The 18,423-nt window shown below is 35.8% G+C and carries 19 protein-coding genes; 6 read left to right on the top strand and 13 right to left on the bottom strand.

All coding sequences use genetic code 11. The annotated features are described in order from the left end of the window. Positions 1–58 precede the first annotated feature (58 nt). Positions 59–790 (top strand): hypothetical protein, encoded by a 732-nt coding sequence (locus GWK10_RS07125; RefSeq protein ID WP_164030856.1) that lies wholly within the window; start codon positions 59–61, stop codon positions 788–790. Between the two features lie 4 nt (positions 791–794). On the opposite strand, the gene GWK10_RS07130 is transcribed toward GWK10_RS07125, so the two are convergent. After that, on the bottom strand, positions 795–1,196 hold the full coding sequence (locus GWK10_RS07130) for an ACT domain-containing protein (RefSeq protein WP_164030859.1): 402 nt from the start codon (positions 1,194–1,196) through the stop codon (positions 795–797). Between the two features lie 54 nt (positions 1,197–1,250). After that, positions 1,251–1,856 (bottom strand): thioredoxin family protein, encoded by a 606-nt coding sequence (locus tag GWK10_RS07135; protein ID WP_164030862.1) that lies wholly within the window; start codon positions 1,854–1,856, stop codon positions 1,251–1,253. A gap of 80 nt (positions 1,857–1,936) precedes the next feature. On the opposite strand from GWK10_RS07135, the gene GWK10_RS07140 reads away from it, so the two are divergent. Further along, on the top strand, positions 1,937–2,506 hold the full coding sequence (locus GWK10_RS07140) for a DNA-3-methyladenine glycosylase I (protein ID WP_164030865.1): 570 nt from the start codon (positions 1,937–1,939) through the stop codon (positions 2,504–2,506). Here the strand turns inward: GWK10_RS07140 and ppk2 (GWK10_RS07145) are convergent. The 4 genes from ppk2 (GWK10_RS07145) to GWK10_RS07160 form a co-directional block, all read right to left on the bottom strand. After that, positions 2,503–3,327, bottom strand: a complete 825-nt coding sequence (gene ppk2, locus GWK10_RS07145) for a polyphosphate kinase 2 (protein ID WP_164030868.1) — start codon at positions 3,325–3,327, stop codon at positions 2,503–2,505. The two genes, GWK10_RS07140 and ppk2 (GWK10_RS07145), sit on opposite strands and share 4 nt — an antisense overlap. Position 3,328: 1 nt before the next feature. Further along, positions 3,329–4,177: a polyphosphate kinase 2 gene (gene ppk2, locus GWK10_RS07150; RefSeq protein ID WP_164030871.1), complete on the bottom strand. Its 849-nt coding sequence runs from the start codon at positions 4,175–4,177 to the stop codon at positions 3,329–3,331. A gap of 11 nt (positions 4,178–4,188) precedes the next feature. Then, on the bottom strand, positions 4,189–4,821 hold the full coding sequence (gene aat, locus GWK10_RS07155; protein ID WP_164030874.1) for a leucyl/phenylalanyl-tRNA--protein transferase: 633 nt from the start codon (positions 4,819–4,821) through the stop codon (positions 4,189–4,191). Between the two features lie 259 nt (positions 4,822–5,080). Continuing rightward, on the bottom strand, positions 5,081–6,454 hold the full coding sequence (locus GWK10_RS07160; RefSeq protein ID WP_164030877.1) for a short-chain fatty acid transporter: 1,374 nt from the start codon (positions 6,452–6,454) through the stop codon (positions 5,081–5,083). Between the two features lie 94 nt (positions 6,455–6,548). On the opposite strand from GWK10_RS07160, the gene GWK10_RS07165 reads away from it, so the two are divergent. Next, positions 6,549–6,962 carry a hypothetical protein gene (locus GWK10_RS07165; protein WP_239540724.1) on the top strand — a complete coding sequence of 138 codons (414 nt, stop codon included), beginning with the start codon at positions 6,549–6,551 and terminating at the stop codon, positions 6,960–6,962. A 35-nt stretch (positions 6,963–6,997) separates the two neighbouring features. Here the strand turns inward: GWK10_RS07165 and GWK10_RS07170 are convergent, their stop codons facing one another. Then, positions 6,998–7,381, bottom strand: coding sequence for a DUF3127 domain-containing protein (locus GWK10_RS07170; protein ID WP_164030882.1), 384 nt, complete (start codon positions 7,379–7,381; stop codon positions 6,998–7,000). Positions 7,382–7,389: 8 nt separating this feature from the next. Continuing rightward, positions 7,390–8,265 (bottom strand): flavin reductase family protein, encoded by an 876-nt coding sequence (locus tag GWK10_RS07175; protein WP_164030886.1) that lies wholly within the window; start codon positions 8,263–8,265, stop codon positions 7,390–7,392. 116 nt (positions 8,266–8,381) lie between these two features. Between GWK10_RS07175 and GWK10_RS07180 the strand changes: the two genes are divergently transcribed. Beyond that, a complete protein-coding gene (locus GWK10_RS07180; protein ID WP_164030889.1) occupies positions 8,382–9,542 on the top strand; it encodes a sensor histidine kinase in 1,161 nt (386 codons plus the stop codon). On the opposite strand, the gene GWK10_RS07185 is transcribed toward GWK10_RS07180, so the two are convergent. Next, positions 9,539–9,928: an HIT family protein gene (locus tag GWK10_RS07185; RefSeq protein ID WP_164030892.1), complete on the bottom strand. Its 390-nt coding sequence runs from the start codon at positions 9,926–9,928 to the stop codon at positions 9,539–9,541. The genes GWK10_RS07180 and GWK10_RS07185 overlap by 4 nt on opposite strands. Before the next feature lie 104 nt (positions 9,929–10,032). Further along, positions 10,033–10,509, bottom strand: coding sequence for a transcription elongation factor GreA (greA, locus tag GWK10_RS07190; RefSeq protein ID WP_164030895.1), 477 nt, complete (start codon positions 10,507–10,509; stop codon positions 10,033–10,035). A 196-nt stretch (positions 10,510–10,705) separates the two neighbouring features. Here greA and GWK10_RS07195 point away from each other — a divergent pair, with 196 nt between their 5' ends. Then, positions 10,706–11,134, top strand: a complete 429-nt coding sequence (locus GWK10_RS07195) for a Rieske (2Fe-2S) protein (protein WP_164030898.1) — start codon at positions 10,706–10,708, stop codon at positions 11,132–11,134. A 117-nt stretch (positions 11,135–11,251) separates the two neighbouring features. Here GWK10_RS07195 and GWK10_RS07200 read toward each other — a convergent pair whose 3' ends face one another. Next, positions 11,252–13,711 carry a TonB-dependent receptor gene (locus GWK10_RS07200; RefSeq protein ID WP_164030901.1) on the bottom strand — a complete coding sequence of 820 codons (2,460 nt, stop codon included), beginning with the start codon at positions 13,709–13,711 and terminating at the stop codon, positions 11,252–11,254. 331 nt (positions 13,712–14,042) lie between these two features. On the opposite strand from GWK10_RS07200, the gene GWK10_RS07205 reads away from it, so the two are divergent. Then, the gene (locus GWK10_RS07205) at positions 14,043–16,469 is read left to right on the top strand and encodes a hybrid sensor histidine kinase/response regulator (protein ID WP_164030904.1); all 2,427 of its coding nucleotides are present in this window, start codon (positions 14,043–14,045) and stop codon (positions 16,467–16,469) included. On the opposite strand, the gene GWK10_RS07210 is transcribed toward GWK10_RS07205, so the two are convergent. Beyond that, positions 16,447–17,772, bottom strand: coding sequence for a sigma-54-dependent transcriptional regulator (locus GWK10_RS07210; RefSeq protein ID WP_164030907.1), 1,326 nt, complete (start codon positions 17,770–17,772; stop codon positions 16,447–16,449). The genes GWK10_RS07205 and GWK10_RS07210 overlap by 23 nt on opposite strands. A 178-nt stretch (positions 17,773–17,950) precedes the next feature. After that, the gene (locus tag GWK10_RS07215) at positions 17,951–18,265 is read right to left on the bottom strand and encodes a hypothetical protein (protein WP_164030910.1); all 315 of its coding nucleotides are present in this window, start codon (positions 18,263–18,265) and stop codon (positions 17,951–17,953) included. Between the last annotated feature and the right edge of the window lie 158 nt (positions 18,266–18,423).

Below are 18,423 nucleotides of genomic sequence, written 5' to 3' on the forward strand. Positions count from 1 at the left end.
GTTTTATAGATGGTGGACGTATATACTAAACCTAGGAAAAATATGTTATTTTTAAACAATGCAACTTAACAGAAAGCATAAAGCCTCAATAATTACCGTATTAATTGCAATGAACCTATTAATGTTGGTATTCAACCTTAGCCTTACTGGGGTGCCTCCTACTATGGCTGAAACTTTTATTGAACTTCCACTTGCAGATGAAGAAACCCTAGAAGAGCTCGAAAAACAGATAGAAGAATTAAAACAGCAAGATTTCAAGAAAATTGAGAGTCATGATGCAATCAATGAGAATGAAAAATTCATAAAAGAGTTTGAGGAAACAAAGTCTCTTGATGAGTTAAGAGCTGAAGCCGCTGCAAAGCGCGCTGCAGAGCAAGCCGAAGCATCTGAAGGTGATCTTAATTCTGCAATTGCCGGAAACGAAAAAAGTCTAGCTGAAAAAGAAGAGGAAAAGAAAGCATCGAATGGTGACGATAGTAAAAAAGATCTAGCTCAAAATTTTACCACAAGTCGAAACAGTACGGTCTCATTTTCTTTAATTGACCGAAAACCAATTTACCGAATTCCGAATCCGACTTATACTTGTATTGCAGGTGGCAAAGTGGTTATAAATATCACTGTAAATCGATTTGGCGATGTTGTTAGTGCTTCTCACAATGAGAGAGCATCTTCCACTAGTAACGGTTGCTTAGTTGATAATGCCATGCAGTACGCCCAGAAAGCAAAATTTAATAGTAGTAATAAGGCGCAGCAAATAGGAACTATCACCTATGTTTTCCAATCTAAATAACAGTTTAATCGTAGTGTTTAGATAAATTATTTAAAGCTCTCATTGCTTTTTCAGCATCCTTCTTATCTACAAATATGTGGTCATGATAATACCCTGCAACGATATTGCAGCTTATATTGTTTTTAGCCAATTCGGCAGAAAACAAAGCCGTTAAACCAACCGCATCTAAAGCGGAATGTATCATTAAGGTTATCCAAGAAGCGATGTATTCATACTCGAGATTAAGTGCGTCTGCTTTCCTTCTCTCAATAATAATTGTAGTTCCTTCTAATTCTTTGAATTCCCCTAAAACATCTTTTCGATCTATACTGCTGACGTCCTTAATTGTGGAAAACACATACTCCCCTTCATTAAGTTTAGGAGTCATCCCCTTAATGAGTTTCACTATATTCGTTTCGCCTGCCATCTTTATCGTCTATTTGTATAAAAATAAACAACTTTTACCGACAAAAACTCCGATTTACTTTAGTAACTCAAGTAGATCAGTAATGGTATCTTGACCTTTGTCCTTATTGTACCAGACTTGTAAATCTTGTTTGAATTCGGGTGTTAACTTCCCATGTGCTTCCTTAAAATCGTTAACCAATTTAGTTGCCTTTGTTGGTCTTGGCCCCCAAGTGCCGACAACCTCATCAGTTGCATTATCAATGGCAATTAATTTAGGAATTGAGCGACCACCATTAGTCAAATATTGATCCATCAATTCTAAATTCTCATCTCTTAAAACTACTTTAAAATCGATTTTATCAGTTAGCCCAGCAAGTTTTTGCATGGCTGGCATTGTTTGCGCAGCATCTCCACACCAACTCTCTGTTAATACTAACCAGGTAACATCTCCTTTAAAATCTTCAACCACGCTGACCGTTTCTTCTGATAGCTTCATAGTTTTATCCAAACGCTTCATTCGTCTATCGTTAAGTGTGCTGTAGTTTAATAATGCATCTGTCTGTTCTGGCCCTGTAGATTTTCCTTCGGCTACTAGGTCGGCCACTAATGTTCTATATTCTTGATAGCTTATTGCATTTTCTAATGCTTCAGCTAAAGGTGTTTGTATAATTGTTTCCATATTTTTCAAATGTAAAAAACAATGCCACTGCAAAACATGACATTTGTTACCTTAGTATGTTTTTTATAAAAACCTTACAAATGGAAAAACATCGTTGCGGTTGGTGTGTTGGAGACCCTATATATGAAGCATATCATGACTTAGAATGGGGAGTGCCCTTGTATGATGAAGATCAGCTATTCGAATTTTTAATTCTAGAAACCTTTCAGGCAGGATTAAGTTGGATTACCATTCTTAAAAAACGAGATAATTTTAGAAAGGCATTTGACTTTTTCGACTATAAAAAAATTGCTAAATACGGCGAAGAGAAATACGAATCGCTTATGCAAGATGCCGGTATCATACGAAACAAACTTAAAATACGTGCGACTATTAGCAATGCGCAAGCATTCATGAAAGTTCAAGAGGAATTTGGTAGTTTCTCGAAATACATCTGGGGTTTTGTTGACGGAAAGCCAATTCAAAACAATATTCAATACTATAAAGATGCACCCGCTACCACTGAATTATCCGACTTAATTAGCAAGGACCTAAAAAAGCGTGGTTTTAAGTTTGTAGGTAGTACTGTCATCTACGCCCATATGCAAGCTACGGGTATGGTAAATGATCATGAAATTGGTTGTTTTAGGTATCAAGAAGTACAACCTTAATCAACATTTTCAACTTCTTCCACCTTAGGTACAACGGGTTTTATTAAAGCCTCATTTTTTGGCTCATAAGGAATGATATCAAGAATACGTTCAATTACTTCTAGGCGAGCTTTGCCCTTTTTATTTGCTTTAATGATGATCCACGGACAAGTCTTGGTATTTGTGCGCTTGAACATACGTTTTTTGTAATCGGTGTACACATCCCATAGCTCTTGAGCTTTGGCATCGACATCGCTAAATTTCCATTTTTTAAGCGGATCCTTTTTTATTTCTTCAAACCGTTTTGCTTGTTCTTCTTTCGAAATAGAGAAATAAAATTTAATGAAAATGACGCCAGATTCTACGATCATTTTTTCAAAAGCATTGACCTGCCCCATGAAAATTTCATATTCCTCTTCAGTACAAAACCCATTTACCGGTTCTACGACCGCACGGTTATACCAACTACGATCAAAAAGGACGATTTCACCTGCTTTTGGAAGCTGATTTACATAACGCTGAAAGTACCATTGTCCAATTTCCTCCTCCGTTGGTCTTGGTAATGCAACCACCCTAAATTCACGTGGATTAATATGCTCAGTAATTCGTCGAATTGCCCCTCCTTTTCCAGCGGCATCGCGTCCTTCAAATATGATCACCACCTTCTTTTTATTAGTTGTAACCCAATTTTGCAGCTTAATCAACTCCTCTTGCAAGGCTTCTAAGCGAAGTTCATAATTTACGTAACGCAGTGTTTTGCCAATGCTAAACGTCTCATTATTTACTAATTGTCTTAACCCAGTTTTTGAGTTTAGTTTTTCGATATCACTTGCTAGGCTCATACTAATCAATATGATTTAGTTTTCTAAAATAACGATGTGCTACATTCGGATCTGGGAATAAATTTGCACCAGAATCTCCTTTTCCATCATATTCAAACTGAGATAGCACATAGCGCATACTTTCTAATCGCGCCACCTTTTTGTTGTTGGTTTGTATAATAATCCAAGGACTAAATGTAGTATGGGTATTGCTAAACATTTGATCTTTATAGTAAGTATAGTCATCCCATTTTTGTTGGCCCTCTTTATCAACTGGACTGAACTTCCAGCGCTTTAGTGGGTTGGCTAATCTACTGTTAAACCGTTTTTCTTGTTCATCCTTAGAAATGGAAAACCAAAACTTGATTAGTATCAATCCGTCTTCATATAACATATGTTCGAACTCAGGAACTTGAAGCATAAACTTTTGGTATTGCTCTGGGGTGCAAAAACCCATCACGGGCTCTACCACAGCGCGATTATACCAACTGCGATCAAAAAAAACAATCTCACCAGGATTTGGCAGTTCTTTCAAATATCTGCGAAAGTACCATTGTCCTCTTTCAGTATCTGTGGGCTTATTCAATGCGACTACCCGCATTGATCTTGGATTTAAATGCTCTTTAAAACGACGAATCGAGCCACCTTTCCCGGCAGCATCTCGGCCTTCAAAAATGATACAAACCCGTTTTCCTTTTGCAGCAATCCACTGCTGCAATGAAACCAACTCTGCCTGTAGTCGTTTTAGCTCCTCTTCATAAGCGCGATCCCGCAATAGTTTTTTTACTAATTTATCTTCGCCCTTTTCTTTTAGCTTTTCAATAAGCATATCGCTATTGGTACAGGAGTTAAAATCTTCGAGTGTTAACATATATTTCTAAACTACGATAAATATTCTAAAAATTGACTGCGTGATATTTCTTGGGCTCCTAAACTATTTAAATGCTCTGTATATACTTGACAGTCTATCACCTCTTTTTTCTCGCTTTTACACTTATCGACCAAGCATGCAAATGCGATTTTGGAAGCATCACTTACTTCATGAAACATACTTTCACCGCAGAACATACGATCTATTTCCAATCCGTATAGTCCACCAACTAGTTTGCTGTCTTGCCAAACTTCAACAGAAATTGCCTTACCCATTTCGTGCAAATGTCGATAGGCATTTATCATTCCATTGGTGATCCACGTTCCTTCTTGTCCCTTGCGCTTTGCTTGAGCGCATTTGTTAATCACTTCATCAAAAGCTGCATTTAATGTTATCTCAAAGGTATTTGATCGTAATTTCTTCCTTAGACTCTTTGATATTTTAAAGTTGTCCGGAAACAATACCATACGGGGATCTGGACTCCACCATAAAAGTAAGTCGTCATTTTCTGACCAAGGAAAAATTCCATTCTCATAAGCCAACAACAGTCTTTCAGCACTTAGATCTCCGCCTATCGCAACCACACCCTCATCCGAAGCTGTCGTAACAGGAGGAAACTCTAACTTATCAGTAAGCAAAAACATAAGGTTTTTAAAATAGCAATTATAAGAAAGATATGAAATTATCTTTCTTTAACATATAAAGAGTATAAATTAATCCATCTACTTCGCTATTTATGAAATCAATAGCTCCATATCTTTGATTTTAAGTGAATTTTCACCACATTTGAAACGATCTTCGTATTCTCTTTCTTTTCATCATTGCTTTTGAGTTAGTTATTGAAGATCAACAAATTTTTATATAAGCTCTCCGCTTTGCGGGGAGCTTTTTTTTGCATCAGAATTAAAACAATAGTAATCCTAGCATGTAAATAACCGAGCCCACCAACATTAAGATCAGGGTGTAGGGCAAAATCTCCTTCGCCTTTAACTTAGTAATCCCCAAGAGTGGTAGCGCCCAAAAAGGCTGTATCATATTAGTAATTTGATCTCCGTAAGCCAGAGCCATAATAGCCAGAGGCAATGGCACTCCTAAGCTTAGCGCCGATTCTACAACAATGGGTCCTTGAATAGCCCATTGACCACCCCCGCTAGGCACAAAAATGTTGACCAAGCCAGCACTAAAAAAACTTACAAGAGGCAGGGTGTTTTCGGTAGCGATGCTCACGAAAAAATCAGATATTCCTGATACCATGCCAGTGCTTTTCATTATTCCCATGATTCCGAAATACAATGGAAATTGTATAAGAATTCCTGATGTGCCTTGAATCGCTTCATTTAATGCTTTTAAGAAATTTTTGAAGCTTCCATGCAGCACAATAGCTAAACCGAACATGAAAAAGTTGAGCATGTTTGGAGTAATCGTAGCAGACTCTAGACTTTTCGCATATTGATTCACAAACGCCAATAATACTAGGATGCCGAAAAACCAAGCCAGATATTTTGAGCTATCTAATTTTTCTGCCCCTTCCGGTATCTCATCTTTGTCATCATTAAAACTATATGCAGACAAGTTTAAAGGTGTTGCTTTGATTTTTAATGAGACAAAACGCAAAACAAGTGGAACGCTAAGAAGTACTACAAAAAATATCCCCAGGTTCCACCAACTAAAAATGGTTTGATCTGTACTTATTAGATCGGGAATCATAGAAGCCAATTCGACATCTTTAATCGAATTGATGAATCCTTTTAAATGTCCTTCTTCAGCAACTTTTAGCGGGGCAGAGCCTGAAATGCCTCCGTGCCATACCATGAGTCCGGTATAACCCGCTGCACCAACTAAAGGGTAGTTTATAGGAATATTATGTTGTTGTGCGTACTCACCCACTTTCCTTGCCAATATTGCGCCAAAAATAAGGCCAAGGCCCCAATTAAAAAATGCGACTAACATGGTCGTTACACTAACTAAAACAACAGCACTTTTAGCATCTTTTACTAGACTAGTAATAGCCAAAATAACTTTATTCATTGGCTTGCTAAGGACCAAAATGTGTCCTAGCACCAAGATTAACATCATTTGATATCCAAAAACTAGCAAGTCGGTATTCCAAATTCCCTTTTCCCATTCGGATAATATGAATAGTGCTTTATTCCCTTCTACTTCTGGAGTAAAAAAGAATGCCAATAACATGGTTAGCAGAGTTAATAGAATAGCAATTGTAAATGGTGAAGGCATAAAACGCTTAAACGCCTTAGCAACAGTGTTGGTAATATTCATCTTATAGATTTACAGCTTCAATTTATAAAAGGAAAACCAATTGTAACACTTTTCGCATTTTTTATACGTATAGGTATAACCTATTATGAGTAAAATGAATAATCTAGACATCTATCGCACGCTTCTTACAGTAAAAGGCATATTAACGCTATGTTTTTCGCTGTTTTTTGTGTTTTATATGTTTATGGGAGGTGTTTTTGGAACCGCCTTTATGCTAGATCCTACTCAAGATGATATTCCATTTAATCCAGGATTAATATTTATCATTATCGGAGGTATCGGCTTCATATTGACAGTTACACTAGGAATTTTAACCTTATATGCCGCTAAATACTTAGGCAAAAGAACTAATTACACCTACATTTTCGTTGTTTCGATACTGAATTGCCTTACTGGAGCATTAGGTATTGTATTGGGAGTACTAACTTTAGTAGAATTAAATAAACCGGAGGTAAAACGATTATTTGATGATCAATCTGGTTTGGTACCAACAAAAAATCCCTACTAAAAAGCAGGGATTTATATTATATATGAGCGTACTTTCTAAAATGGAAGATCATCATGCTCTTCTTCATTTAAATCGGTAGCTGGTTCAAATGCTTCCATTGGTGGCACGGGTGGTATACCAGCAGCACCGTCAGTCGCTGCAGCTCCAACATTCTCAATACGCCATCCCTGAATAGAGTTAAAATATTTTGTTTCCCCTTGCGGATTTACCCACTCGCGACCTCTAATATTGATACTTACTTTCGCTTGTTGCCCTACTTGATAGCTATTTAATAAATCGCACTTATCCTGAATAAATTCAATTAAAATATGCTGTGGGTATTGCTCATCGGTTGTAATTACCAATTCGCGCTTTCTAAAACCATTGCTTCCGTAGGTTTTAGTTTCATCGATCATCTTAATGCTTCCTGTAATTTCCATCGTTATTTTTAATTAATTGCCAACAATACTTTCCAAGCCGAAAGTACTTCATTTTTATTTAAATATTCTTGAGCTTTTAAATGAACTTTTTCTTCATCATCCGCGCTCAAAATTGCCTTTATTCCTGTTGAATTATTTACAAATTCAGTTACTTCGTCTTCAGTAGGGATGGCTTCAATATTACCTAACTTCCCTAAGTCGTTTCCCGTTAAAACCGAACTATTTTTAATAGTATATGGTATATTATCTACCCCAATACCCAAAGTAGATAATGGCTTTGGAACCTCAAACATTCCCTTATTTGCACGGCTATACCAACTACCCCCCATTCGAGCAACAAGATCTATTTTATGTTGATCGATACTTCCGTTTTCATCTAATACGGCCTCATCAATATGTAGCTTAACAACTTCACACATGATAAGGTTACCGGCACCGCCTTCATTTCCCAATTTTATAATATCAGTCACTTTACATTCAAACTGTACTGGAGATTCTTTTACCCGAAAAGGCTTAACCTGATGCGATCTTAATGGTGTTAGTCCGGACTTTTTAAACTCGTCAATACCCTCAGCATATTCCGTACTCGATAAAGACATTTGCTGAACGATATCATAATTTACAACATTAATAACTACCTCTTTTGTTGCCTCGGCATTTTCTAAGGTGTGCTTTGTAGTGTTATTTCTAACACGTCTTGCAGGTGAAAAAATTAATACCGGTGGATTGGCACTAAACACATTAAAAAAACTAAAAGGAGATAAATTTGGGCGTCCCTTTTCATCTATCGTACTGGCAAATGCAATGGGTCTTGGTCCGATCGCGCCTAGTAAATATCCGTGTAGTTTTGGTGTTGCAAGTTCGTTTGGATCAAGTGATAACATCCTACGGTTTAATTTGTAGCAAATGTAATTAAACTACTGCGGTCAAAAAAAGGAATGTGGATAAAGGTATCATCAAATTAACTTATATTTATTCATTGTAAAGCCAATGCACCTAAATGTTATTTGAAGACCAGAAAACAATAACCCGACGCATTATAATTATCTGCTCGTTCATTGTTGTTGTACTTATTGTTTGGAATACCAATTCTTTGTTCCGTATCATGAAGAATGAAGAACGGGTTAAAATGGAAGGTTGGGTAGTTGCACAATATGAAATTCAACAAAACAGCACCGAAGATAATATAAGTGAGCTAGCCTATTGGCACACCGTACATGGCAAGTTGAATTCGCCTATGATCATTGTTGACAAAAATGACAGTATTGTTAACTACGACAATATCGACAGCATAAAAATTGCTAGAGATCCCAATTACATTTATAAAATTCTCGATCGGATTAAAAAAGATAACGATCCTATTATCATTGATTATGACAATTTTTTAAACCAGCGATTGTATTATGGTGATTCGTCTTTGCTTAAAAAATTAACCTATTTCCCAATTGCGTTGGTACTGATTATTGTGCTATTTGCAACGGTTACCTATTTCTTTTATCGCACCTCTAAAATATCAGAACAAAATAAGCTTTGGGCTGGTATGGCCAAAGAAACTGCTCACCAGATTGGGACACCACTGTCATCATTATTAGGTTGGATTGAAATACTTCGGTCACAAAATGTAGAAGAGAGCACTCTAGTAGAAATTAATAAAGATGTCGAGCGCTTACAGACTATTACAGAGCGATTTTCACAAATCGGATCCATCCCAAAATTAGAACGTACTAATATTATTACTGAAACTACTAATACGTTCAACTATTTAAAAATGAGAAGCTCAAAACTCATCACTTTTGAGTTATTAGTTCCTGAAGATTTTATTTATGTAAATCTTAATTCACAGCTTTTTAGCTGGACCATTGAAAACTTGGTTAAAAATGCCATCGATGCGATGAAAGGAAAAGGGCTTTTACGTCTTGTTGTAAAACAGCGAGATAAGGAAGTTAAAATTCAAATTATCGATACAGGGAAAGGTATTCCAAGAAGTCAGTTTTATCAAATATTCGAGCCAGGATTTACCTCAAAAAAACGAGGTTGGGGACTAGGTTTGTCGTTAGCAAAACGAATTGTTGAGGATTACCACCAAGGCAAACTAAGGGTATCGCATTCTGAAATAGGTAAGGGTACGACTATGGAGATCGTCCTAAATATTATTGATTAGAATTGTGAGGCGATTTCGGATGCCAAAGCTGCAAATTCTTTTTGAGACCGGGCTTTATTATTTTTAAAGTCCATATCTGTCATAGAATCTATCGGAATTAAGTGCACATGTGCATGAGGTACTTCTAAACCAACTACTGCAACTCCCACACGGTTGCAAGACACTACCTTTTCAATTGCAAGGGCCACTTTTCTAGAAAAACTCATTAATCCATTATAAGTATCTTCATCAAGATCGAATAGTCTATCAACTTCCTTTTTAGGTATGCATAAGGTATGTCCCCAAGCATTGGGATTTATGTCTAAAAATGCAAGAAAGTCGTCAGTTTCTGCGACCTTATGACAAGGGATTTCTCCATTAATAATTTTAGTGAAAATTGAAGCCATTGTATTGTCAAATTAGGGAATTTAAAAGTAAGGAAAATGAAATAAAAAAACCGGATAACAACATTAATGTGCTAACCGGTCTTCCTGGTTGATAAATAGAATTGTTATTCTCGAGTAATCTCTAAGATGTCAAATTTTAATGTGCCATTTGGCACTGATATTTCAGCTACTTCACCTACCGACTTTCCTAGAAGTCCTTTTCCTATAGGTGAATTTACCGATATCTTCCCCGATTTCAAATCGGCTTCACCATCAGCCACCAAGGTATAATTCATTTCCATACCGTTGGTTTGATTCTTAATCTTAACCGTTGACAATACTAACGCCTTGGAAGTATCTAATTGGGATTCGTCAATTAAACGCGCTCCGGAAAGCGTTTCCTCTAATTTAGATATCTTCATTTCAAGAAGGCCTTGTGCCTCTTTTGCAGCATCATATTCTGCATTTTCCGAAAGGTCTCCTTTATCTCTTGCCTCAGCAATTGCTTGAGAAGCACGAGGACGTTCTACATCCTTCAAGTGACTAAGCTCTTTTCTAAGCTTTTTTAGTCCTTCTTCAGTATAATAAGATACGTTGCTCATAATTTCATTTTCATTTTACTGTGACTCATGCTCACTTATAAACACAAAAAATCCCATCATAGCGGGATCCTAATCAAATATACAAAATAATTTCAGCTTAAACAGGGGTGAAAATTCTACATTAAAAATAATGTTAATCAAAAATAAACCTGCCGTACAATGCGTTTTGTTTATTTACCTTGCCAAAAAGAATTGCATGAAACGTTTTTTAACCCTTTTCCTTTTTTTAGCACTATTGTCATGCAAAGATGACGACAATAGGCGTAGTAGGAATCCTTTTTTATTAGATACTGCTTTTTCATTTGATATTAATCTCGCTACTAATAGTAATTTATCATTTACTGGAAACAGTCAGTACTTTTCTAACGCTGGGATAGGTGGTATTATCGTGTTTAATTCGGGAATTGGTTATATCGCATGGGAAGCAAGTTGTCCGAACCATGTACCTAACAACTGTAGTACTATGGCAATAAATGGTGTCGAGGCGCAATGCAGTTGCGAAGACTACCGATACACGCTAGGAACTGGTGATTTGCTGAATCCTCCAGGAGGAGATCAACAAGTATACCCTATGCTTAATTATCGCGCTACCGAAAGTGGCGGGATTATTACAGTTTCGAATTAAGCCCACAACAATTGAGGCTAGATTTAGAAGGTATTTCTAAACAATGTTTTGAGCTAGAAAACCCCTCTCCCTAGCCCTCTCCTAGAGGGAGAGGGAACAGATTGGAGAATTATGAGATTAAAATTTAAGCGTCATCCCTACTAAAAAGTTCGTCCCAGCCTGTGGGTAAAGAAAATTCTCAGTGATTGCCGGGTCGTTAGATCCTTCTGGCCTGAAAAAATAACTAAAGGTGTAGCCATTAGATTCGTACAATTCGTTTAAGAAATTATTCACTAATAAATCAAACCTCAACTCTTTAACCCAACCTGGTTTTAGTGTCCAAGAAGCGTTAAAGTTGTTTACAAAATAACTGTCTATTTTCTTGCTTTCGCTTGACGTGTTATCCAAAAACTGATCACCTACATATTTACTAAGCACGCTAAGCTTAACCTGTTCTATAGGTTGATAGCTAATAACACTACCTGCAATTATATTTGGTGAAAAAGCAATATCGGTATCTTCTAAGTTAGTAGTAACGGGCAAGAAAGAAACAGTATCGAATGTAGCAGGGTCAAACTGTGTATCGAAAATGAGATAATCGAACTCTTTGATTTTATTTTGACTCAAAGTCGTGTTAGCAGAAAACGTCCATTTTTCAGAAGCTTTGTAAGTTGCCTGTAATTCAATACCAGCTCTATAACTCCTATCAACATTTTGTCTAATCGGACCTCCAGTATCATCAATTGCACCAGTTAGTACTAACTGATCTTTATAATCCATAAAATAAAAATTAGCGTTAAAGGCTATTTTACTTTTTTGTAAGCGATATCCAAATTCCCAATCAAACAATTGCTCTCTTTTAGCATTGGGATTATTAATTAAATCGTCACGATTAGGCTCTCTATTACCAACAGAAAACGAACCATAAACAGTTTGGCTCTTATCAAAAGCATACGACAATCCCATTTTTGGATTAAAAAATCCAAAATTTTGATCAACAGCAATAGGCAGCAAATCCGAACTAGTTCCGAAAGTTTCGTAGTTAACAGTGCGGTATTGTAAATCACCAAAAGCTAAAAGCGCATCATTAATATTATATTCTGCTTTGGCATATATATTTATATCTCTTTTATCACCATTACTGAAATAATATTGACTACCAGTTGGAAGTGGTGATGGAAATGTATCAGAAATTACTTCTCCAAAATGATCACCATCGTATCGCGTAAAACTTCCTCCAAAATTGGCAGTTAATCCTTCCGTGTTATAGTTTAAAGAATAAACCAAGGCATAAAAATCATTATCAAGCCATCTTCTTCTTACAACATCACCACTTTCGTCAGGGTTTGTGCTATCTGGGAAATAATCACCTAAATCATCATCTTCTCTAAACTGCTCAAAAAAGCCTCGCCCATTTGTGTAGTTAAGTGATAAATTTCCTGATAGCTTGCTATTAAATTGATGTGTAGCATGAAGCTGATAATGGTCTTGATTGTAATTATCCACCTGGTTTTCGTAAGTGTAAAAATTATAAGTTCTACCAGAATTTAATAAATTTTCAGCCTCTTCATCACTTAAAAAATTACGATCTATATACGCTTGTATATCTGCCGCACTTCCATTTACTCGAGATTCTGGTGTACCAAACCAAGATTGATAGGTTCGTTCTTGACCACCAAAAACGATTGCCTTAATTGCTGTGCGTTCATTTAAATATCCTCCTTCAACATAAAAAGATTTTAGGTCGGAAGTCGCACGGTCGATATAACCATCTGATTGAATTTTAGACAAGCGTGCCTCAGCATACAATCCGTTTTTAAGTCCGGTTCCTATTTGCACATTATGACGATTTGTACCAAAAGAGCCAAATGAATTTATGATAGTCGCATAACTTTCTGAAGATGGTTTGTTGGTTTTCAAGTTGAGTGTTGCACCAAAAGCTGCGGCACCATTTGTTGATGTCCCTACTCCTCGTTGTAACTGAATATCATCTACAGAAGAAACAAAATCAGGCATATTTACCCAAAACGTCCCTTGAGATTCTGCATCATTATAGGGAATACCATTTATGGTAACATTTACTCGTGTGGCATCTGTGCCTCGAACACGTATTCCGGTATAACCAATGCCAGTACCAGCATCAGAGGTTGTAACTACAGACGGAAGCTGATCGATAATTATAGGTAAATCTTGACCTAAATTAATTGATTGTAGTTGTTCTTTGGAAATATTAGTAAATGCAATTGGTGTTTTTGAAGTAACCCGCGTGGCCGATACCAACACTTCATCTAAAGCAAATTCTCTATTTCCTAATTGTACATTTAGAACTGTATTTTTGGAAACATACACTTCCTTTTCATAAGGCTCAGGTGCTAAATAGTTAAATTGAAGCACATAATTTCCTTTCACCAAGGTTAATGCATAATTACCTTCAAAATCTGTTGTAGTTCCTTGTTTTGTTCCTTTAATTATAATAGAAACTCCAGGAAAAGGTTGGTTGTTTTCATCGGTTACAGTACCCGATAGTTCAAATTGTTGTTCTTGTGCAGTAAGAAATTGAATTAAGAATACTGCAACAAGTGATAATAAACGTTTCATTCGTATGAAATTTATACGAATAAAAGGGGTCATTATTCAGTTTGTTAATAAATGATATTCTGGCAACATTTTACAATGTGCCAACCGCGTTCCTAAACAGCATTACCTGTTCTAGGTTCAATGGGTATGATCTCAGCCGTTTTTTGAGTTATGAGCTATGAGCTATGAGCTATGAGCTTTTCAACTCTGCACTCTGAACTCAACACTCTAAACTAAAAAAAGAGCACCCCTTCGAGATTTGGGGGCAAAATTACGACCTAAAATGAAAACAAAAGGTCAAAAATCATTTTAATTTCGAGCTATTTACCAAGCTTTTATCGTATGTATATAGATGCAAAAAAATAAGAAGTCTATCACCTCAAAAGTAATATTCAGCTATGTGTTGGTCATCGCAATAGCTGGTTTTGCTGTTGTATTTTTGTATAACCAACTTCCGTACTTTACACAGGTAATCAACAAACCTCAGAAAGAGGATCAACAATTGCTAACTATAAGCAATACGCTTACTAATTTATATGAAGCTGAAAGCTTAGGTCGAACGGCGGCGCAAACTGGATCTAAAAAGCAGTTTAATACTTATAAAACTCAAATTGCAGATATCAAACAAACTATCGACACCTTATTAAATGAATATACGAACAAAGAACAAGCGGGCAGACTTGATAGTATTAAATTATTATTGGATAAAAAGACTACCACAATCCAAGAGCTTTCATCTTTAAAACGAAAGGAATTATCCAAAAATTACTACGAAATAGCTATTGACGAGCTATCAAAAACTGATATCATTTTTGAAGATTATGAGAACGATCCTCGCTTGGCAGATTATGATCCTTATGTAAAAAAAGTGATTGTAGATTACTTAGAGTTTTTACGAAATGATAATAAAAAGAAGCAAGACACCGATTCTCTAGCACTCAATGTAAAAAATACGCTTGAAAAACTTAATGCACAAAGCAATAAGTTTAAGCAGTTGCTTTTAAAAAAAGAGGCTGTGTTATTAGAGAACGACCAAACAATCACGGCGAAGGTTCGAGGGCTTTTATCTGATATCGAAAAAGAAGTTATTCTAGAATCTATTAAAAGAACAAAACAACTTGAAAATAGAATGGAACGTACCGCCAACACGCTAAAATATGTCGGTTTCGGAACGCTATTCATTACTTTAATTTTCATATTTGTTATTGCGCAGGATAGCAAAAAAAGGCAACGTTACCAACAACAGCTGGAAGCTTCAAAACAATATGCAGAATCCATTTTAAAAAGCAAGGAACAACTCATGGCCGCTGTCACACACGACCTCCGATCACCCTTAACCACCATTTATGGATTTACAGAACTGCTAGAACATACAAATCCGACACAGCGCCAGACTCAATATTTAAATCAGTTAAAAAGCTCATCGAACTTTACACTACAATTGGTCAACGACCTGCTCGATCTTTCTAAATTAGAGGTGGGTAAAGTGACTATTGAACCAAAAAAATTCGACATCGCACATTTACTAAAACAAACATTTGAAGAACAAACCAATAGCGCAACAAAACCTAATATCACCTATCATCTTGAAATAAGTAATGTAAATGGGATAGAAGCAATTAGCGATCCCCTTAGGATAAAGCAAGTATTAACCAACTTAATCTCCAACGCAATCAAGTTTACCGAAAAAGGAAGCATCGTTCTTAAAGCAAGTTTTACAAAAAATAAGAATAGGCCATATCTTAAAATTGAAGTCACCGATACAGGTATTGGTATAGCCCAAAACAAACAACAGCTTATTTTCAATGAATTTACTCAGGCAGAAAATGAGACAGAAAAACACTATGGGGGTTCTGGATTAGGCCTAACAATAGCAAAAAAACTGTCGCACTTATTACAAGGGATACTTAGTGTTGACAGTAAAATAAATCTAGGAAGCACATTTACTTTGGAAATTCCGTTACAGCTAGAATCTATTTCAATTAAGGAACAAAAGATCGTAGAATTAGATGCTGTTAAAAGCACTACATTGAAGGATAAAACAGTCTTAGTAGTCGATGATGATCCTAATCAACTTAACTTATTAAAAGCATTATTAGAAAGAAATGGCATTAATGTTCATATGCGGAACAATGCAAAGCGTGCAGTTTCTTTTTTGAATGAACAAAAGATTGACCTTATTATTACTGATATTCAAATGCCTATTTATGATGGATTTTGGCTGGTGAATCAGCTTAAAAAAAATAAAGTCGAAATCCCCATACTAGCACTATCAGGAAAAACTGACCTTCCGATAAACCACTATTTAAAAGCTGGTTTCACCTCAAAGATTCGCAAACCTTATAAAGCGCAGCATTTATTGTTGGCTATGGCAAATATCATCGAAGGCAAAGAAGTGGTGACTTCACAAGAAGAAATCAACAGCCTAATTCAAGAAACAGATTATGATCTTTCTGAAATAGCCGAGTTTGTTCAGGAAGATTATAGTGCAATGCAAAAAATTCTAACCGTTTTCATGGAAAATACTAGAGAACAACTTCATCTTCTTAATTCAAAAAACAATGATCGATCAGGAATAGGCAATATAGCACATAGAATGAGCCCAATGTTTAAACAAATTAATGCTTCAAAAATCGTTGGAATTCTGAAAACGTTAGAATTCGAAATAAAAAATATAGATATAAAAGAAGTAAATGTCTTAATTGAAGAACTTCAATTTCTAGTAAAAAACCTATTTCAAAAAATAGAATCAGAGATCAATCAATCCCATAAAGCTTGAGTTTATTATAAAGCGTTTTCCTATCAATTTTCATCAATTGAGCAGCTTTAGTTTTATTTCCATCTGTCTTCTCCAATGCCTTTTTAATCAATGTCATTTCATTATCAGCATTGTATAAACTAAATGTATCTTCCTTTTGATTCTGCATTCTTATTTCATTAGGAAGCACTTCAGGCACTATCATTTCAGTTCTTGATAATAATACTGCTCTTTTTACTGTATTTTTTAATTCTCTAAGATTTCCCGGCCAATTATAATTAGCAAATAGTTGGGTAGTTTCGGTATCAAAACCTTTAATATCTCTATCTAAATCAATGTTTGATTGATCAAGAAAGTGATTAGCAAATAACATTAGATCATCTTCACGTTCTTTTAGCGATGGTACGTTAATCGAAAATTCATTTAGCCTATGAAAAAGATCTTCCCTAAATGTTCCATTGCTGGTTGCTTCATTTAAATTTTCATTGGTAGCTGCTATAACTCGAACATCAACTGCTATTTCGTCATTACTACCTACAGGTTTTACTCTTAGCTCTTGCAGTGCCCTTAGTAATTGCACTTGCGTTTCATAACTTAAATTACCTATTTCATCAAGAAATAAAGTTCCTTTATTGGCCGCCTCAAAATGGCCAATCTTATCATTAATAGCCCCTGTAAAGGATCCCTTTAAATGTCCAAAAAATTCGCTAGCCGCTAGCTCTTTAGGTATTACTCCACAATCCACCGCTACAAAAGAATGATCTTTTCTATTGCTTTTTTCGTGAATAGATCGCGCTACATTTTCCTTTCCTGTTCCACTTTCACCGATAATTAATACCGACATATCTGTAGGTCCTACAAGGTCAATGAATTCATTTAGGTTTTTCGATTTAGGACTAACCCCTTTCAAAAATGTAGAAGAGGACTTATGAATTTTAATTGGTTTAGCTTCAAAAACCTTCGGCTGAATAGTAAGGGCCGACTGTACTTTATTCAGCAATTCATTGGGTTGAATAGGTTTCTCGATATAGTCAAATGCACCATTTTTCATTGCGTTAACAGCCGTGGCTATATCTGCATAATTCGTCATTAATATTACCGGCACTATAGCATTATTTCCTTTTATAAAATTCAATAACCAAATCCCGTCATTATCTGGTAGTCTTAAATCTGTTATTACAAGATCGAAGCTAATTTCTTCTATTTTTTTTATTGCTGACTTGGCGTTATGACATGTTTCAACTCTAAAACCTTTTTTAATAAGGAAAGTAGCAAGCATGCTGCAAAAAGCAACATCGTCGTCAATGATAAGTAGTTTTGGCATTTTCAGTAAGGTTATACTATGTACGCAGAATGAGGTGTTAACGGATTTCTAAAATTTGACCAAATCAAAAAGAGGCCATTATTATAATGACCTCTTTCTAAGCAGCTCCGTTAAAAGCTAAACTAACCCTAAATGAAAATAATCAACTTATCCTTTACTAAAAAGAATGCGTTATTTTTTATTTTTCTTCTTCTTGCTTGATCCAGTTTCCTTCGGCATCGCAATAAACGGTACTTGTTTCACCAGCCTTATCAGCCAATTCCAACTTAAATGTAAGCGCATCTGCTGTAGCATATGCTTTTGAGATTGTGTGCTCTGCATAGTCTTTTGCAGCAGCATCTTTTACCGCCTGTGGTAAATTGTCAACAGCGATTTCTACAAAATCTTGAGTTGCAGAAGCGACTACGGCAGTTTCTGTTTCATCAGCTTGCTGGGCGTTAATGCTAAATACAAATCCTAAGACTAAAGCAGGTACTAACAATAATTTTTTCATGATATGATTCTTTTAAATGTTACAAAGTGTTTTACTTGCTTACTACTAAAGGAATAGTTGTGCCAAAAAAAGAGATGAGACAATTAATTTATATTAACTATTTGAAAATCAAATAGTTAATTTTGTAAAATGAAAATAAGACCTAAATTAGGTTGTGA

The sequence above is a fragment of the Spongiivirga citrea genome, from assembly GCF_010671565.1.
GTDB classification, from domain to species: Bacteria; Bacteroidota; Bacteroidia; order Flavobacteriales; family Flavobacteriaceae; genus Spongiivirga; species Spongiivirga citrea.

Bases quoted from the DNA above. Each gene is read 5' to 3' on its own strand.
- GWK10_RS07215 (WP_164030910.1), bottom strand. From the start codon at position 18,265: ATGAAAAAATTATTGTTAGTACCTGCTTTAGTCTTAGGATTTGTATTT.
- GWK10_RS07160 (WP_164030877.1), bottom strand. From the start codon at position 6,454: ATGAATATTACCAACACTGTTGCTAAGGCGTTTAAGCGTTTTATGCCT.
- GWK10_RS07210 (WP_164030907.1), bottom strand. From the start codon at position 17,772: ATGCCAAAACTACTTATCATTGACGACGATGTTGCTTTTTGCAGCATG.
- GWK10_RS07170 (WP_164030882.1), bottom strand. From the start codon at position 7,381: ATGGAAATTACAGGAAGCATTAAGATGATCGATGAAACTAAAACCTAC.
- ppk2 (WP_164030871.1), bottom strand. From the start codon at position 4,177: ATGTTAACACTCGAAGATTTTAACTCCTGTACCAATAGCGATATGCTT.
- GWK10_RS07135 (WP_164030862.1), bottom strand. From the start codon at position 1,856: ATGGAAACAATTATACAAACACCTTTAGCTGAAGCATTAGAAAATGCA.
- greA (WP_164030895.1), bottom strand. From the start codon at position 10,509: ATGAGCAACGTATCTTATTATACTGAAGAAGGACTAAAAAAGCTTAGA.
- GWK10_RS07165 (WP_239540724.1), top strand. From the start codon at position 6,549: ATGAATAATCTAGACATCTATCGCACGCTTCTTACAGTAAAAGGCATA.
- GWK10_RS07185 (WP_164030892.1), bottom strand. From the start codon at position 9,928: ATGGCTTCAATTTTCACTAAAATTATTAATGGAGAAATCCCTTGTCAT.
- GWK10_RS07175 (WP_164030886.1), bottom strand. From the start codon at position 8,265: ATGTTATCACTTGATCCAAACGAACTTGCAACACCAAAACTACACGGA.
- GWK10_RS07130 (WP_164030859.1), bottom strand. From the start codon at position 1,196: ATGGCAGGCGAAACGAATATAGTGAAACTCATTAAGGGGATGACTCCT.
- GWK10_RS07200 (WP_164030901.1), bottom strand. From the start codon at position 13,711: ATGAAACGTTTATTATCACTTGTTGCAGTATTCTTAATTCAATTTCTT.
- ppk2 (WP_164030868.1), bottom strand. From the start codon at position 3,327: ATGAGCCTAGCAAGTGATATCGAAAAACTAAACTCAAAAACTGGGTTA.
- aat (WP_164030874.1), bottom strand. From the start codon at position 4,821: ATGTTTTTGCTTACTGATAAGTTAGAGTTTCCTCCTGTTACGACAGCT.
- GWK10_RS07140 (WP_164030865.1), top strand. From the start codon at position 1,937: ATGGAAAAACATCGTTGCGGTTGGTGTGTTGGAGACCCTATATATGAA.
- GWK10_RS07180 (WP_164030889.1), top strand. From the start codon at position 8,382: ATGTTATTTGAAGACCAGAAAACAATAACCCGACGCATTATAATTATC.
- GWK10_RS07205 (WP_164030904.1), top strand. From the start codon at position 14,043: ATGCAAAAAAATAAGAAGTCTATCACCTCAAAAGTAATATTCAGCTAT.
- GWK10_RS07125 (WP_164030856.1), top strand. From the start codon at position 59: ATGCAACTTAACAGAAAGCATAAAGCCTCAATAATTACCGTATTAATT.
- GWK10_RS07195 (WP_164030898.1), top strand. From the start codon at position 10,706: ATGAAACGTTTTTTAACCCTTTTCCTTTTTTTAGCACTATTGTCATGC.